Annotated in this window: 15 protein-coding genes; 9 read left to right on the forward strand and 6 right to left on the reverse strand. The window is 45.9% G+C overall.

Translation table 11 applies throughout. The annotated features are described in order from the left end of the window. Positions 1-115 precede the first annotated feature (115 nt). Both IC007_RS03570 and IC007_RS03575 read left to right on the forward strand, forming a co-directional pair. Entirely contained in the window at positions 116-859 is a 744-nt protein-coding gene (locus IC007_RS03570) for a 5-formyltetrahydrofolate cyclo-ligase (protein WP_370685804.1), read from the forward strand. Continuing rightward, positions 840-1,241, forward strand: coding sequence for a hypothetical protein (locus IC007_RS03575; RefSeq protein ID WP_054845895.1), 402 nt, complete (start codon positions 840-842; stop codon positions 1,239-1,241). Before IC007_RS03570 ends, IC007_RS03575 begins: the two co-directional genes overlap by 20 nt. Here the strand turns inward: IC007_RS03575 and IC007_RS14040 are convergent. From IC007_RS14040 to IC007_RS03590, 4 genes are all read right to left on the reverse strand, one after another. Further along, a complete protein-coding gene (locus IC007_RS14040) occupies positions 1,232-1,360 on the reverse strand; it encodes a hypothetical protein (RefSeq protein WP_256202565.1) in 129 nt (42 codons plus the stop codon). The two genes, IC007_RS03575 and IC007_RS14040, sit on opposite strands and share 10 nt — an antisense overlap. Before the next feature lie 84 nt (positions 1,361-1,444). Beyond that, complete coding sequence (locus tag IC007_RS03580; RefSeq protein ID WP_149528374.1) at positions 1,445-1,879, reverse strand: Rossmann-fold NAD(P)-binding domain-containing protein; 435 nt, start codon at positions 1,877-1,879, stop codon at positions 1,445-1,447. A gap of 4 nt (positions 1,880-1,883) precedes the next feature. Beyond that, a complete protein-coding gene (locus IC007_RS03585; RefSeq protein WP_054845893.1) occupies positions 1,884-2,228 on the reverse strand; it encodes a hypothetical protein in 345 nt (114 codons plus the stop codon). An 83-nt stretch (positions 2,229-2,311) separates the two neighbouring features. Further along, positions 2,312-3,817 carry a 4-hydroxyphenylacetate 3-hydroxylase family protein gene (locus IC007_RS03590; protein ID WP_054845892.1) on the reverse strand — a complete coding sequence of 502 codons (1,506 nt, stop codon included), beginning with the start codon at positions 3,815-3,817 and terminating at the stop codon, positions 2,312-2,314. 123 nt (positions 3,818-3,940) lie between these two features. On the opposite strand from IC007_RS03590, the gene IC007_RS03595 reads away from it, so the two are divergent. From IC007_RS03595 to IC007_RS03615, 5 genes are all read left to right on the forward strand, one after another. Continuing rightward, entirely contained in the window at positions 3,941-5,257 is a 1,317-nt protein-coding gene (locus tag IC007_RS03595) for a glycosyltransferase family 4 protein (RefSeq protein WP_149528375.1), read from the forward strand. 51 nt (positions 5,258-5,308) lie between these two features. Beyond that, entirely contained in the window at positions 5,309-7,084 is a 1,776-nt protein-coding gene (gene treH2, locus IC007_RS03600) for an alpha,alpha-trehalase TreH2 (RefSeq protein ID WP_054845891.1), read from the forward strand. Between the two features lie 137 nt (positions 7,085-7,221). After that, on the forward strand, positions 7,222-7,764 hold the full coding sequence (locus IC007_RS03605) for a hypothetical protein (protein ID WP_054845890.1): 543 nt from the start codon (positions 7,222-7,224) through the stop codon (positions 7,762-7,764). A 166-nt stretch (positions 7,765-7,930) separates the two neighbouring features. Next, positions 7,931-8,278, forward strand: a complete 348-nt coding sequence (locus tag IC007_RS03610; RefSeq protein WP_054845889.1) for a hypothetical protein — start codon at positions 7,931-7,933, stop codon at positions 8,276-8,278. A gap of 277 nt (positions 8,279-8,555) precedes the next feature. Continuing rightward, positions 8,556-9,011 (forward strand): alanyl-tRNA editing protein, encoded by a 456-nt coding sequence (locus IC007_RS03615; RefSeq protein WP_149528376.1) that lies wholly within the window; start codon positions 8,556-8,558, stop codon positions 9,009-9,011. Positions 9,012-9,287: 276 nt separating this feature from the next. Here the strand turns inward: IC007_RS03615 and IC007_RS03620 are convergent, their stop codons facing one another. After that, positions 9,288-10,346, reverse strand: coding sequence for an alkaline phosphatase family protein (locus IC007_RS03620; RefSeq protein ID WP_149528377.1), 1,059 nt, complete (start codon positions 10,344-10,346; stop codon positions 9,288-9,290). Beyond that, positions 10,324-11,670, reverse strand: coding sequence for an MFS transporter (locus tag IC007_RS03625; protein WP_149528378.1), 1,347 nt, complete (start codon positions 11,668-11,670; stop codon positions 10,324-10,326). Before IC007_RS03625 ends, IC007_RS03620 begins: the two co-directional genes overlap by 23 nt. 194 nt (positions 11,671-11,864) lie before the next feature. On the opposite strand from IC007_RS03625, the gene IC007_RS03630 reads away from it, so the two are divergent. Together IC007_RS03630 and IC007_RS03635 are read left to right on the forward strand one after the other, a co-directional pair. Continuing rightward, positions 11,865-13,655: an AMP-binding protein gene (locus IC007_RS03630; protein WP_197736434.1), complete on the forward strand. Its 1,791-nt coding sequence runs from the start codon at positions 11,865-11,867 to the stop codon at positions 13,653-13,655. Beyond that, positions 13,652-14,398, forward strand: coding sequence for a CoA transferase subunit A (locus IC007_RS03635; protein ID WP_149528379.1), 747 nt, complete (start codon positions 13,652-13,654; stop codon positions 14,396-14,398). Before IC007_RS03630 ends, IC007_RS03635 begins: the two co-directional genes overlap by 4 nt. Positions 14,399-14,801: the final 403 nt, after the last annotated feature.

Raw genomic sequence — 14,801 nt, forward strand, 5'->3', positions numbered from 1 at the left:
ATGGTTCAACTGGTTCCCCTAAACTGAAATCGGGATAAAACTGGGAAAAACGGTTCCTAAAACTAGCCTTATTCTTCGTGACAAGAGATAAGAAAGAATATATCGAGAAGCATGGATGATGCAAGCGGAAAAGGAGGAAAAGCAGAAAATAAGGGAAAGGATCTGGAGGATTTTGGAAGAGAACAAGTTAGCTTCGTTTCCCAGACCGGTCTACGGCAGGATACCAAACTTTAAGGGGTCTTCTAAGGCTGCAGAGAGGCTCTCGTCACTGGACATCTTCAAGAAGTCTTCGCTAATCAAGGTGAATCCGGATTCCCCTCAAAGCAAAGTTAGAGAGTTAGTCCTTAGCGCTAAGAAGAAGCTCCTAGTTCCTACTCCGAGGCTTAAGGGCGAATTTTACCTTCTGGACGGAAAGGAAACCGATTCCAGGAACTTCACCATAAAGGCAATAGCTTCTCACGGCGAGAGAGTTAGGATAGAGAACATAGACAAAGTGGACTTGATAGTAGTGGGGTCAGTAGCTGTTACGCTAAACGGTGATAGAGTAGGAAAGGGCGAAGGATACAGCGAGCTGGAGTACGCTATCCTCAGGGAGCTCGAGAAGGTAAACGAGAGGACCCCTGTAGTGACAACAGTTCATGAAGTCCAGATAGTTGACATGATACCCAGAGAGCCCTTCGATCTCGCTTTAGACGTTATAGTCACACCTGAGAGAACTATCACTGTCCCTAATGCCAGGAAGCCTGAAGGCCTGCTCCTGGATTACCTAGAAATGGAGAAAGTCGATGAGACCCCATTCCTTAAGGAATATTTAAAGCGTTACCATCCTAATTACTTCCATGGCAAGGTTTCAAGTTGATTATGAACTGAAGTGTGACAGGAACGAGGTTTTGAACAAGTTAAAGGACATCAGATCAATTCCCACGTACTGGAAAGGAACCAGGGAACTACAAGTGATCTCTGATGATGGAAAAGTTGCGTACGCTAAGGTCAGGTTCGCTTTCCCCGCTTCGGGTAAGGTGAGAATAACTAGGCTGGATGACGGGATCAGGATGGACTACCTTGAAGGACCGTTCACAGGATATCAGGAGACCTTGGTAGGGACAGAGAAGATAGTTTCGACCTGGGATGTTAAATTCAACTGGATGTTCAAAATGATGGAGAAAAAGAACGTGGAGCACTTCAAGGAAGGAACTAAACACGCCCTGATGAGATTGCAGGGTATCGAAGTTCAGCCATGACCTATCAGCAGGGTGAGAACTGCAAGTTTTAAAATCTCGTCCTTCTCTAGACCGACCTCTTGAAGGTTTTCGATTGCCTCGGCTATATCATCCTCTAACTCAACGGAAATTTCTTTCACATTTTCCCTTTTTTAACGGAGGCTAAAAAGCTCATCCTAAACGCTTTGGCACCTTATCCTGTGGAAAGCTCCAGTAATGACAGATCACTTGGTCACCTTGGATTCGACCTTCCTCTCATACTCTCTTATAATCCTGTAGGAGAGCGAATTCAGTTCTCCGTTGTTCTTGACGAAAGGTATCACCATGTCCTCTTCATGTATGTAAAATACGTACTCCAGATCTCTTCCGCCCAAGTTTCTCACTATATATTCAAGGTTTTTCTCGTCGTCGTATGAAGAGAAATTATTGATAAGGTCGTCAAGCTGAGGTATGAAGGACTTCATTACCTTTTGACAACTCTCAACTTCCTCCCCATCCATTATATCTCTCCCTCCTATCGTTACGCACGATTTCTCGTTAAAGGAGATCCTTTTTCCTTCCTCGTGAATCTCTATCAGTACCCTGTTACCCTTCTCGTCAAGGTACTCCTTGAAGAAGATCTTCCCAGAGGGCTCTATCCCAGTTATGAGGATTTTCAACTCTTCATCCCTCTAGGAGCAGGTGAATGTGGTACCTTATGCAATCCATGAAACGATCGTGATGGTCTCCGCTCTTTACTGCTATGTAGTCCAACACGGCTTCGTTCTTCAATAGAGCCTCTGCATATGCCTTGGTGAAATCGCTTCCTTCTATGAGGGGAGTTATATCCGTGAATAAATTGACTTTTCTCCTACCTTTGACTTTCTCCTCAATGAATGGGTCGGTCTCCCTTATTAGCTTAGATATCACCTTCTCTACGTCGTCTCTGCTCATTCCTAACTCTTTAGCTATAGCCTTCACGGGACGGTTCTTACATCGCCTTATAGAGACTTCCCTTATTTTGTCCATAAATAGAGTTAACCAAGAGGAAAATTAAGCTCTTGATAAAATCTTCAATATATATGAAAAAGTTAAAAAAGAGGGAATTGAAATCAGGACTTAGCTACCTTCTCGGTGTCGCTCTCTCTCCACGGTTCTGGTTTCTTGACGAACTTTACATCACTCTTTATTCCGGCTAGTCTCTTGGCCACTTCCTCGGCGTAGTTGAAGTCGTAAAGTCTGCTAAACATTATCCTCTGTGCTGCAGGGCTTCCTGCACCGTGGACTGACTCTATCATGAATGCCACTCCGAGGCTAGTGTTCTCAAGGAGCCTAGTCATCCTCAATCTGTCCTCTGCTGAGTAGTCCATCATGCCTTGCATGTACTTTTCGATGTATCCCCTTAGCTTGGGGTTCTTGAGGTCCCACTCACTCGGGGCAGTACCTAACATGCCTCCAGCTATGTCGGTTGTTATCTTTGTTATCTCGGACGGGAACCTCGTCACAAGGTGCTTCGTGACGTTAGCGTGCATGGGGTTGACCCACCAAGCGTCTCCGACCTTCACTGCGTTCAAGCTCGCAGCTATCCCAGCAGCGTACATGGTCTCGGTCAGGAAAACTGCCTCAGTAAGCTTGTCCTGAATGTGAGATGCCTTCTCAACTCCGTTCTGCCTTGCCAAGTTAGATGCCGATCCTATTATAACGTCGGCCAGTCCTGCCTTACATCCTCCGTATCCCTGTCTGTGATAAGCCGAGAATATCTCAACCAAAGTACCGCTGAACTCCCAGTCCCCCAGCATGAAGACTCTGTCCATCGGAACGAAGACGTTGTCGAATATCACTAAACCCTCGTGGTTGTAGAAGTAAGGAAGGCCGTCTATGTCTCCTCCTTCAAAACGTCTAGCGTCGTTCAGTTGTCTTCCCACGACTATTTTAACTCCCTCAGTATCGAGGGGGATTGCGAAAGCTACAGCGTAGTCCTTGTCCTCCTTCGTCATTGCCCTAGTAGGAAGCACTATTATTTCCTCGCTGGCAGCTACTCCTGTTATGTTAGCTTTAGCCCCGGAAACATATATCCCGTCCTTAGTGACTTGGTTTACCTTAACGTAAACGTCTGGATGTGGCTGTTCGTGGGGCTTCAAAGTCCTCACGCCCTTAGCGTCAGTCATTGCTCCTGCTAAAGCTATGTCCTCCTTCTGCACATGAGTTAAGTATTCAACGAACCTCTGATGATAGTCCTTCCTTCCCTTCTCAGCCATGATAGATGTTGTTATGTAAAGTGTGTTTAACGCGTCAAATCCTACACATCTCTGGAAACAAGCCCCTACCTTATGGCTTATTTTCCTGAGCAACTTCACCTTAGCAGCTAAGTCCTCTGGAGATCTATGTATGTGAGTGAACCTGTTGACTTCCTCGTTTAGAAATTGGCTCCACGCTCTCCCTAGGTCCTTGGAGTCCTCGTCCCAAGCTGCGTCATAAGTAGCCTTAAACGCCATCACTGAGGGCTTCAAGAATGGGTTCTTAGTTACGTCGTCTACTTCCTTCCCCATTACGAAAATTTCAGCTTTGCTCCTGTGTGATATAGCCTCCAGATATTGTTCTCCTGTTCTTAAAACCATACCAAGTTAATCTCGGATTTAAAGTTTTTAAGCTTTAGTATAATTTGGCATAATATTTGGAATAATTTCTTTCCAGCTCTGAGTTTCTAGCACGTTTTTTAACACCGAAGAGAAGATATGGACATGAACATTTCCATTAACTCACAGACTCCACCAGTGAGGTTCACCCTTACCTACAAGGACTTAATAGAGAAATACGGGAATTTGGAGGTCCCGGTGGGTCTTTCCTTTCTAAGTAGAGAAGACTATCACGTTTCAGTAGGAGGAGTATCTAAGATGATGATAAATCTCCTGGAGAGGAGCTGCTTCAACAAGAAGAGATGGGTCTCTCTAGGTCCGGGGTACCCACCAGAGGTTATAATGAACGGGGTTGAGCTCAGTTTCGTCAACATGGACCCTAAACCGTTATCGCTTTACACTAAGTTCAAGGAAGGCATATACAATGAGAGCCACGACGTCTCCAAGTACCAAATAGAAGGTGCTGAGTACATAGCTTACGTGGAGTACAACTGGAAGTCAGCTCAAAAGCTCTTGGAGCACTACAACGATACAGACGTCTTCTTCATCAACGATTTCCAACAGTTGGTCGTGGGAGGAATAATAGGCCCATCGGCGCCTGCTGTTCTATGGTACCACATACCTTTCGTGCCTGAAAACTTGTCGCATAGACTGAGGGAGTTCCTGATAAGGTCGTTTGAGGGTTTCGACACGGTGATAATGAGCACGAAGAGGGACATTGAAGGGCTTGTGAGGACAGGAGCTAAGGTAAAAGCAAAACAGATATACCCTTTCATAGACCCTAGGAATTACTCCAGACAAAGCAGGGATACAGAGGAGAGAGTCAGGGAGAAGTTCGGGCTCACTCACGACGATAAGGTAGTCCTTGTAGTGGCTAGGATGGATCCGATGAAGAGCCAGGATCTGGCGATTCAGGCGATATCCAAAGTCGAAGGAGCCAAACTGGTACTAGCGGGGAACGGGAGCTTCACGAGCAAGACGTTGGGAAACAACAAGGCTGGAATATGGGCTAAAAAGTTGAAGGCCATGGCAGATGAACTTAAGGTAAGTGACAGGGTTATATTCACAGGTTACGTTGACGACGATGAACTGAACGCGTTATATCAAATAGCCGATGTGATCCTTCTTCCTTCTAAACTTGAGGGATTCGGACTAGTAGTGGTGGAAGGATGGGTTTTCGAGAAACCCGTGGTGGTAAGCAAAGGTGCAGGGGCGAGCGAACTTGTAATAGACGGAGGAAACGGTTACACTTTCCCATCGGGTAACGTAGATGAGATGGCTGAGAAGATTAAGAGCGCTTTGAAGAACGACAAGTTAGGTTCTCTCGGAAAGGAGACCGCAAAGAAGTGTTACATAGATAACGTGATCCCTGAGCTGACTGAGGTCTTTCAAGAAGCCATAGACGAATATAAGAAAACCTGAGAAGAGATAGACTTTTTTAAAGAACTGTGTATAAAAGTACTACTGTAGTTCATGAACGAGGAAACCGTAAAGTCCCATAAGAAGTATTATGCCTTCCTCTCTAACGGGTTCACAACTGCGTTAGAGTATGAAGGAAGCATAGTCTGGTTCCCTACTCCTAGGATGGACTCTCCTTCAGTTTTCTCACATATAATAGACGACGAGAAGGGAGGATATTTCTCAGTCAAGCCAGAAGAAGAGTTCTCGCACTCACAACGTTATTTAGAGAGGAGCTTAGTTCTGGAGAATTCCTTCTCCACAAAGAAAGGTAAGCTGAAGGTGTTGGACTTCCTCCCTCTGTCCTTGACCGGGATAATCAGAATTTTCGAATCCGACATACCCTTCGACGTTGATATAAGACCAGTGTTCAACTACGGCTTAATAAACCCAGGGATAGACGTGGTTGAGGGAGGGATAGTATTCAAGAACCCGCAGTCTAACGAAGGTATAGAGCTCCTGATACAAGGAAATTACGAGATCGAGGACGGTTACAAGGTATCCCTGAAGCCAGGTAAAGGCTATCTATATCTCCTCCACTCTAAGGACTTAAGGTACGGACTGTTCAGCAGGAAAGGTTTCGTTTACTCCCGCCCTTACGATGCTCTAAACAAGGCTTTGTCGTACTGGAGAGGGCAGATCTCTCACGCGAAAAAGGTGTCAGCACTCCAGGAGCTATATGAAGTTTCCCTGCTCATAATACTGGGGCTGACCTATTTGCCGTCTGGAGGACTCATTGCCTCACCCACCACTTCCCTTCCGGAAATAGTGGGTAGCGACAGAAACTGGGACTATCGCTACGTGTGGATAAGGGATGCATCGTATGGAGCCGAGGCACTCATAAAGGCAGGTCTCTTCACTAAGGCTAGAGGAGTCCTTAGGTTCATGAGCTCTATCGTAGATCCCTCGTCTAAGAGCTTCGACCATCCGCTTTACACTGTAGACGGAACCATGCCCCCAGCTGAGGAGGAATTGAACTGGTTGAAGGGACATAAGCTATCCAAACCGGTGAGGATAGGTAACGCAGCTTACCTGCAAGTGCAGACCGACGTAGAAGGCGCATTCATGGACTCACTCTATCAATACATGCTCGCAACTGGTCAAGTCGAATACGTGGAGGACATGTGGTGGATAGTAGAGGCGATTTCGGAGTGGGTCATGAAGAGCTGGCAGGGTAAGAGTACTGACATATGGGAACAGAGAGGCGTCTTGGAACACTTCGTCCACAGCAAAGTGATGAACTGGGTAGCCTTGGACAGAGCGTGGAGAATAGCGGAGAAGCTCAGATACGACAGGAAGGAATGGAGGATCGAGGCTGAGAAGATAAGGGAGGACGTCCTCAACAACGGCATATCGTCAGGCCATTTAGCAAGATATTACGGGAGCGAGGAAGTTGATGCTTCTCTTCTCACCCTCCCCATTTACGGATTCATTGATGCTAACGACGAACTCTTCAGACGAACCCTAAAGAAGATAATTGATGACTTAATGATAGGAAGAGACCTTTTGCTCAGGTACAAGACTGACTTCATGGGACAAGTGTCCCATCCTTTCACGTTGACCTCCACGTGGCTCGCCAGGGTTTACATTAGGATGGGATTAATAGACGATGCGGAGAGAGTGCTGAACAGCTTAGCTTCTTGTTCCACAGATCTTTACCTCATAGCAGAACATCTAGACGCTTCGTTGTGCGAACCGCGCGGGAACTTCCCACAACTCTTTCCTCACGCGGGGGTTGTCAGCTCTTTAATAGAATTGAATGAAATGAAGTCTACGATGGGAAAACACTAGCTATATACATTTTTCTAGCTTATGTCTTTACGGATACGCGTTTCTATCCTTCGACCTTCACCAAGTTATTTCAAGAAAAGAAATTCAAAGCACTTGATGTTAACTAACAATTAAAACATGGTTTGTCTATTAGTGTTGTGAACAGAGTAAGGCAGTTAACGGATGAAGCCATAGAGGAGATAGAAAAATACAATTCTTGTCAATCGGCTTATTACATCCTAAAGACATTGTCCGAGGGTGCTGAGACCCTATGCAAGGAAAAGGAAGTTAAATATGACTACACTGTTGACAACTTGATCATCATGTCTTTATATACCTACGAGGACGTAACTAAGGCAAGACTGTTTGTGACCTCTTTCATCATTTACGATTTATTAGCTAAAAAATATACAATACAGAACCCTTTATTCTACTTTAGATGGAACAAAAGATACTTCGTGTACAGCCCTAGAATTGAGTCTCATCTGTCCTATCTATCACGGGAAGGCTTCGTCAAGAACAGAAAGAAATATTCCCTCACAGAGTACGGAAAGAAAGAGGGAGAAACTTCATTAGCTACATTGAACAAAGAAACTTTGTCCAAGATACAGGAATCGGTGTCCACGCTGAAAAGGATAGAGACCATGAAGCAGACGAAGGTCTTCCTGAAGAAGTACCTCATGGGTTATAGGGAAGAATAAGACAGGGAAAAATGGTTAGAGAAAAAATAAATAATTAATTAATGATCTTTTACTTGTGTTATGCAATCACGAATTTCTGCCGAGTGTCCATGAGATGAAACTTCTTTTCATGAGAAAAGCTTGTCTTTTACCTAATATTTAAAACCGGTTGGGAGAATAAGATGAAATGGAAAGTTATCTTGATGTTGTATCCTATCTAAATGAGGGAAAAGTGGAAGAAGCCGGTAAAAAACTCATAGAAATAGGAAAGGAGAACGAAGACGAAGATGTAAGAAACGTGATAGCTGAGATAGAAAGGGAAATAATGGAGCTTAGACATGAAAGGGATGACTTTCCCTCCTATTCCCCTTATTCGGATCAGATCGTGAAGGCAACTAGGGCATTAGAGAAATGCAGAGAGGAAAGAATGAAGTACTTGATCTTGCACGGCCTCTATCTCATTACTAAAGGTAATTCTCTGATTTTAGGCATGATAAGGCTAAGCGGTCAAGTAAAGCCGAGAACTTATCTATAGAGACGCGAGTTCCTTTAGTTTCTCCTTTTCTTCACTACTGAAGACTTCTGAAAAATCTTTACTAAATGGAGGTCCTAAGATATTTCATCTATGTTCTAATCCTCTAGACGACATCCAAGTAATTTGATTCAAAACCTCTTGATTTTGCACAATAATAGATCAATGAAGAAGATCTTTACATATATCACTTTATAAGGAACGCATATTCCCACACTTTGGTTGCTTTCCTTTAATAGTAGAAAAAGAATTTTTTACCTAAAAATATTTAACTCATTTCATGGACGATACAGAAGTAAGGACACATACAGCCCTACATGTAGTCAAGGGAGCGGTTAGGAAAGTTTTAGGTGCTAAATGGACTGCGTCTACTTGGGTATCGAAGGGTCACGGAAGGCTCACAGTTCAACTTGATAGGAAGCCCGGGGAAAGTGATATGAAGGAAATCTTCAGGCTAGCTAATGAGAAGATAGTTCAGAACGTACCAGTGAGGGTGGAGACGTTGCCAAGGGAAGAGGCGGAGAGGAAATACGGGGATGAAATATACGACCTATTCCCAGTCCCTGAAGAGGTTAAGGAATTGAAGATAGTAATCATAGATGGATGGAACCTTAACGCATGTAACAAGCCACATACTTCAACGACTGGAGGAATAGGAGAAATAGAGATGGACGACTGGAGGTTCAGGAAAATGAAGAATTTACTTGAGATCTCCTTTAACTTGAAGGACTTGTGATCAGCCCTTGTAAGCTAAGTCATCGATCTTCGACGGCTCCGTCATCACGTTAAAGTCTAACATTTGGGAAATGGTTATCTAGTAGGTATCTATCTCTTCTTAACCTCCCCCTTTTATTTCCTTCTAGCTTTCAGGAAGCGGAAATGCGGGAAGCATAGAAGACCCACTTCGTATGGTAACCTCAAGAAGGAAGCTAATTCTCTTAATAGTTATAAGGTCTAATGAAAGCCAGAAAGGATGGGAAAACATGATAGAAACAAAAATAATGAACTTTTTCTAGGTTACACAAAGAGGTATCTCCATTTCGTCTTTAGAGATCCCCCCGTGATTCCCTTTGTAGTCCATTGAGTCGTCGATCCAATAGTTGAGAGTCGTCCTCCCTTTAGGCACGACGGCGTAGTCGGGAACCCGGTTTCCTCCTGCATACTTGGAGAGCGTTTCCTTACCGAAGATATATGTCTCGTACTTCTTGAATGTCTCAGAGACGTCATGTCTTGAGATAATCATGAGGTTTCTACTGTCTCCGAAAGGGGGAACCTCAATGTTATCCAAGATCTCCTGGTCTCTGGAGATATCTACGTTCTTTTCCACATCTATTTGACCGTGATCTGAAGTCAGGACTACCGTGAAGCCATTTGACTTGCCTATCTCCATCGCCTTCTTCGCTATCTTGGATACCTCCCTCACTGTCTCAGCCGTTTCAGGGGAACTAGGCCCGTAGTGATGAGAAACCGTGTCTACGTAAGGTAAATAGAAGAACGCGAACCGCTTTTCTGGAAGAGACTGCCTCAGGACAGACAGCGAATCATAGGGTGTGAAGTAGTTCCTTACGTGTGCCCCAACCAGGGTTGAAAACAACCTCTTCGATGACCCTGACAGAGGGGTAATAAACACGCTCTCCTCCCCTCTCAGGTACGAAGGCGGCATACTTATCTCGGGGGTCTCCCCGTTCCTGATGGCAGACAACAGATCCACTACCTTCCCTCTCCTCTTGTCGTATACTTTCCATCCAAGTATTCCGTGTTCTCCGGGAGACTTAGCAGTGAGGAGGGTAGTCATGACTGTGACTGTTATCGTGGGGAACACACTCCTTATTTTCTGGCACTCCTGGAGTCCGGTCTCGTGGAAGACATTCCACCCTAGCCCGTCGGTAAGTATGAGGAGAATCTTGTCGCCGTTCACTATCTTCGTTTCACCTCCGTGGAGTGAGTTCTTTATGTCCCTAGCTACGTCCACTAGAGACGTGCTGTTGAGAGATCTTTCAAATTCATCTATCTCTTCATCTTTTATTTTCTCTTTATTTAAATTATTATTATTGTCCTGATATTGACTCATTTCTTTCACCTTCTTTAGAGATCACCTCTAGGCTCTCCCTTGCAGGCTCCTTCAAGGTGAGTGTGATAACTGAGGCTATCAAGCTCATGATTGCTGTGAATAACATAGTTATAGGAATACCCAGAGTGAAGAGATCCGCGTAAAGGAAAGCTGAAAGGATCGCTCCGGTCCTGCCTGCTAGCACGGTGAACATCTGAGATAATCCCCTGATCTTGGTGGGAAACAACTCGACACCCCAGAATCCTACGACGGTCCCAGGACCAACTTGACTGAAGAAGTTCTCCATACCCAACAGTCCCATAGCAACTGCTACCATGGTAAGGTCTATTGACTTGAAACCGTTGCTGAAGAGTATCCCCAACGTCAGGGCTGAGACTCCCATAACTGCGAAACCCAAGCTCTGATTTATCCTCCTTCCCGTCCTGTCTACTAGAGACATCGCGAGCAAAGCTCCTGGAATTGTGAAGAGCGAATACATAAGTGCAGAGAACTCCGGTGGTGTGAAGCCTAACTTCTCTCCTATTTCCGTGGGGGAGAAGAACCCGAGACCGTAAGCTACCATGTCGAAGAGGAACCATGTCAACGAGGAAAGGATTATCATCTTCATCGACCTCTTCAGATGAACTACTGCAGACACCTCGTCCTTAGCCGCTACATCTACTCCGTAGAACTTCTTCATAGCTTGTTTGTCTGACTTAAGGAAAGCCAGGAACCTGGGGGTCTCTGGAAGGTTTCTCCTAGCTAACACGACAGATAGAGCAGGAACTGCTCCTAAACCCATGACTACCCTCCACAGCAGGTCTGGAGGGATGTATGAACTCAGGATCACTGAAACTATCGCGAGAGATAGAGCACCTAGGTCCCAACTTAACCCACCGCTGAAAGTTAAAAGCTTCCCCCTGTCCCCTCTATTAGCATACTCTGCCACAATCAGGGGGGACAGGACGTAATCAGCCCCCACACCTATTCCAAGGATGAACCTCGATAATATGAGCGTGGGGATGTTAGGGGATATGGCTTCCATGATCGCACCAAGACCCATCAAGAAGACATCTACTCCGTAGAACCTCTTCCTTCCCTTGTTAACTATGGGACCGAAGATCAAGGCCCCGACGAAGTTCCCCACAATAACACTTGACAGTATCAGTGACGATGCAGCGGAAAGAGCACTTATATGAAAGGTTTCGGCTATGGCAAACAGCAGGATTGAGGCACTTGAAAGATCCCAGCCGTCGGTGAATTGACCCATTCCTCCTACTACTGCGGTTTTCCAGTGAAACCGGTTCAACTTCTTCCCATCAAGGGGATCTAGAGGAGACCTCATTAGGTTGAGATCTTTGTAGATATAATAAAGCTTGATGTATAGAAAACATATATACTAATAAAGAGATGTGTGATATATATAGAATAAATAGGGGAAAGGAGAGTTTCCTCATGCAATCTTTGCAGAGAAGTGTTTCTGTACTAAAGGGGTCTCTCCAGAGGTTTATTTTCGTAGAAACTTAGAGAGAACATGACATGAAAGAAATCTCGTTGGAAGACTACTCCGCTATGTGGAGGAAAAGCTTGGAAAACCCAGATGAGTTCTGGTTGCCGATATCAAGGGAGCTCAACTGGTCCGTGCCACCATCAAGGGCTTTGTCTTACGTCTCTCCCTCGTCCTATGCGTGGCTCCCTGGAGGTAAGATCAACATAGCACACAACTGTTTAAAGTGGTCCCCTGAGAGGGCTGCAATAACGTGGTACGGTGAGGAAGGCGAGCCTAGAAAGATAACATACGGCAAGTTAAGGGAGATGACCCTCAGAATGGTACAAGCACTGAAGGAACTGAAGCCGGGCGATAGAGTCATGATTTACATGCCCATGATACCCGAGGCCGCAGCCACGATGCTTGCCTCCTCCTGGTTGGGCTTGGTTCACTCGGTGGTTTTCTCAGGTTTCGGGGCTGGTGCCCTTAAATCTAGGATAGAGGACGCTAAGCCTTCAGTTCTCGTCACTTCGCCTTATACGATAAGGAGAGGGAAAAAGATACCGCTAGAGACAGTTGCAAGAGAGGCCACTAAGGACTCCGAAGTCAAGGTAATCACGGTGGATAGGGATAACATCCCGTTTGAAGTAGCAAAGTCAGAACCTCACGACACGCGTTCGGAAGACCCTCTTTTCATACTCTACACTTCAGGAACTACAGGCAAACCTAAGGGAGTGGTGCACTCGGCCGGGTCTTACACAGTGTGGGCTTACGCCCACGTGAAGTGGCTCTTCGATTTAAGTCAAGGGCCTTTCCTCTCCACCTCCGACATAGGTTGGATTAACGGTCACTCTTACAGCCTATACGGAACACTCCTTAACGGAGGAAACGTGGTGTGGTACGAAGGTGCCCCTGACTACCCCAGTTACGAAAGACTCTGGGAAATCATGGAGGAGGAGAAAGTGAAGTATTTGTGGACTGCGCCCACGCTGGTCAGGCTTCTCATGAAGAACGGAGAGATCAGGGGTAGGTACGACATTTCCTTAAAGATAGCGGTGACTGCGGGAGAGCTGTTAGGAAGCGACGCGTACGACTGGCTGGTGAGGAACACGAAGGCTGAGAAGGTCTTTGAAGTATGGGGGCAGACTGAGAACAGCGGTTACATAGCATCACCAGGGGGAGAAGGTCTGGGATTGCTTCCGATTAAGAAGGGTTCGGTGGGTTTACCTTTACCTTCCATAGATATAGAGATAGTGAATGAAGAGGGGAAGAAGCTGCCCCCTGGAGAACCAGGTTACGTGATAGTGAAGAGCCCTTCACCCGCGTTCATGACGACCCTTTGGGGGGACAGGGAGAGATATCTGGGCTATTACTCTAAGTTCGGATATTACAACACTGGCGACTTCGGGTACATGGACGAAGAAGGTTACTTATATATCTTGGGCAGATCTGACGATGTAATAAAGGTCGCAGGCCATAGGATAGGCGTGGCTGAGGTTGAAGAGAGTTGTCACATAGATGAGGTAGCAGAGGTAGCTGCTGTAGACGTACCAGATGAGGTGAAGGGAAGCAGAATAGTCGTCTTCGCAGTACCTAAGGAGGGGGTTGACCCTAAGGTAATAAAGGATAAATTGAGAGACAAGCTAAGAGAAACAATGGGACCAATAGCGGACGTCAAAGACGTCGTAGTGGTGAACAAGCTACCTCACACACGTACCGGGAAGGTCCTCAGGAGGTTGCTAAGAAATGTTTACACTGGAAAACCTATAGGTGACGTGAGCACTCTGGAGGACGAGGAGACAGTTAAGGAGATCATGAGGGCTATAGGTGAGAGCAAATGATAGTCGACATGGAAGATGCCGTATCCAAGGTGAAGGAGAACGACTTGATCACGATAAGCGGGATGTCATTTCACAGGAACCCTATGGCCTTCATCTACTCCCTCGTGAAGAGGAACGTTAAGATATCCTTCGTTGATAGAGAGCCCGGTTTCGGGTTGGAGGTACTGCTTAAGAACCACATATTGAAGAGCGTAAGGGCGCCGATGGCTACCTTGGAGTGGCTCGGGATACCCCCTTACTTCAGGAAGGCGGTGGAGAAAGGTGAAGTAGACTATTTAGAGGACACGTGCGGGGCTTTCATAGCAGGAATAAGGGCAGGGTCTCACGGTATTCCCTTCATGCCCGTGAAAGGTGTGCTCGGTTCAGATCTAGTTAAGTTACATGAGGAAAGGGGCTCTTGGAGGAGGTTCGTCGATCCATTCACTAACCAAGAGGTTCTCCTGGTTAAGGCGATAGAGCCTGACGTTGCAATCATCCACGTCCATAGAGCTGACGAAGACGGAAACGCGGAGATTCTAGGTCCTTTATACGAGGACGTTTACAAGGCCAAAGCGTCCAAGACCGTGATAGTCACTGCAGAGGAGATAGTCCCAAGATCGTACTTCTACGGCAAAAGACCAACGATAAACGGTGAGTTCGTGAGTTACGTAGTCCGTGCACCCCGTGGAGCAGAGCCAACTAGCATGTTCGCGCTTTATGACGTAGACTGGAACAGGGTAATAGAAGAACTTCAACCCATCTAGACAAGCAACATTTTTATCTTGACGGGGTAAAGGAGGCGGAAGACCCATGTGGGGGGACGTGGCCTTTATAGTGAAAGTTGAATATAAAGAAACCGTATATATTTGAATGATAATCAACGACAGAGTAAGTGTCCTGAGACTCTCCTAAGTGAGGGTCTCATGTACGCCCTGCTCCAAACAATGCCGTGGGACATCAACAGCATTTAAGATCAGGATCTAGACGACCCTAGTCTTTCCAGTAAGTTACGAACCAGGGATCAGAGGTGTTTAGGTTAAATATTTCCTGGAAATACTACCGTAGTGTGGAGTTTTGCCCTCTTCCAGTCGTTGGTAAGGTAGGGCTATGATTCCACGCCCGTGAGGTTTGATAGTTCACATCCTCTGACACCCAGATCTGGAAACT

Origin of the sequence: Sulfuracidifex tepidarius (assembly GCF_008326425.1) — an archaeon.
Taxonomy (GTDB): domain Archaea; phylum Thermoproteota; class Thermoprotei_A; order Sulfolobales; family Sulfolobaceae; genus Sulfuracidifex; species Sulfuracidifex tepidarius.

Bases quoted from the DNA above. Each gene is read 5' to 3' on its own strand.
- treH2 (WP_054845891.1), top strand. From the start codon at position 5,309: ATGAACGAGGAAACCGTAAAGTCCCATAAGAAGTATTATGCCTTCCTC.
- IC007_RS03625 (WP_149528378.1), bottom strand. From the start codon at position 11,670: ATGAGGTCTCCTCTAGATCCCCTTGATGGGAAGAAGTTGAACCGGTTT.
- IC007_RS03595 (WP_149528375.1), top strand. From the start codon at position 3,941: ATGAACATTTCCATTAACTCACAGACTCCACCAGTGAGGTTCACCCTT.
- IC007_RS03570 (WP_370685804.1), top strand. From the start codon at position 116: ATGATGCAAGCGGAAAAGGAGGAAAAGCAGAAAATAAGGGAAAGGATC.
- IC007_RS03630 (WP_197736434.1), top strand. From the start codon at position 11,865: ATGAAAGAAATCTCGTTGGAAGACTACTCCGCTATGTGGAGGAAAAGC.
- IC007_RS03620 (WP_149528377.1), bottom strand. From the start codon at position 10,346: ATGAGTCAATATCAGGACAATAATAATAATTTAAATAAAGAGAAAATA.
- IC007_RS03575 (WP_054845895.1), top strand. From the start codon at position 840: ATGGCAAGGTTTCAAGTTGATTATGAACTGAAGTGTGACAGGAACGAG.
- IC007_RS03635 (WP_149528379.1), top strand. From the start codon at position 13,652: ATGATAGTCGACATGGAAGATGCCGTATCCAAGGTGAAGGAGAACGAC.
- IC007_RS03610 (WP_054845889.1), top strand. From the start codon at position 7,931: ATGGAAAGTTATCTTGATGTTGTATCCTATCTAAATGAGGGAAAAGTG.
- IC007_RS03590 (WP_054845892.1), bottom strand. From the start codon at position 3,817: ATGGTTTTAAGAACAGGAGAACAATATCTGGAGGCTATATCACACAGG.
- IC007_RS03615 (WP_149528376.1), top strand. From the start codon at position 8,556: ATGGACGATACAGAAGTAAGGACACATACAGCCCTACATGTAGTCAAG.
- IC007_RS03585 (WP_054845893.1), bottom strand. From the start codon at position 2,228: ATGGACAAAATAAGGGAAGTCTCTATAAGGCGATGTAAGAACCGTCCC.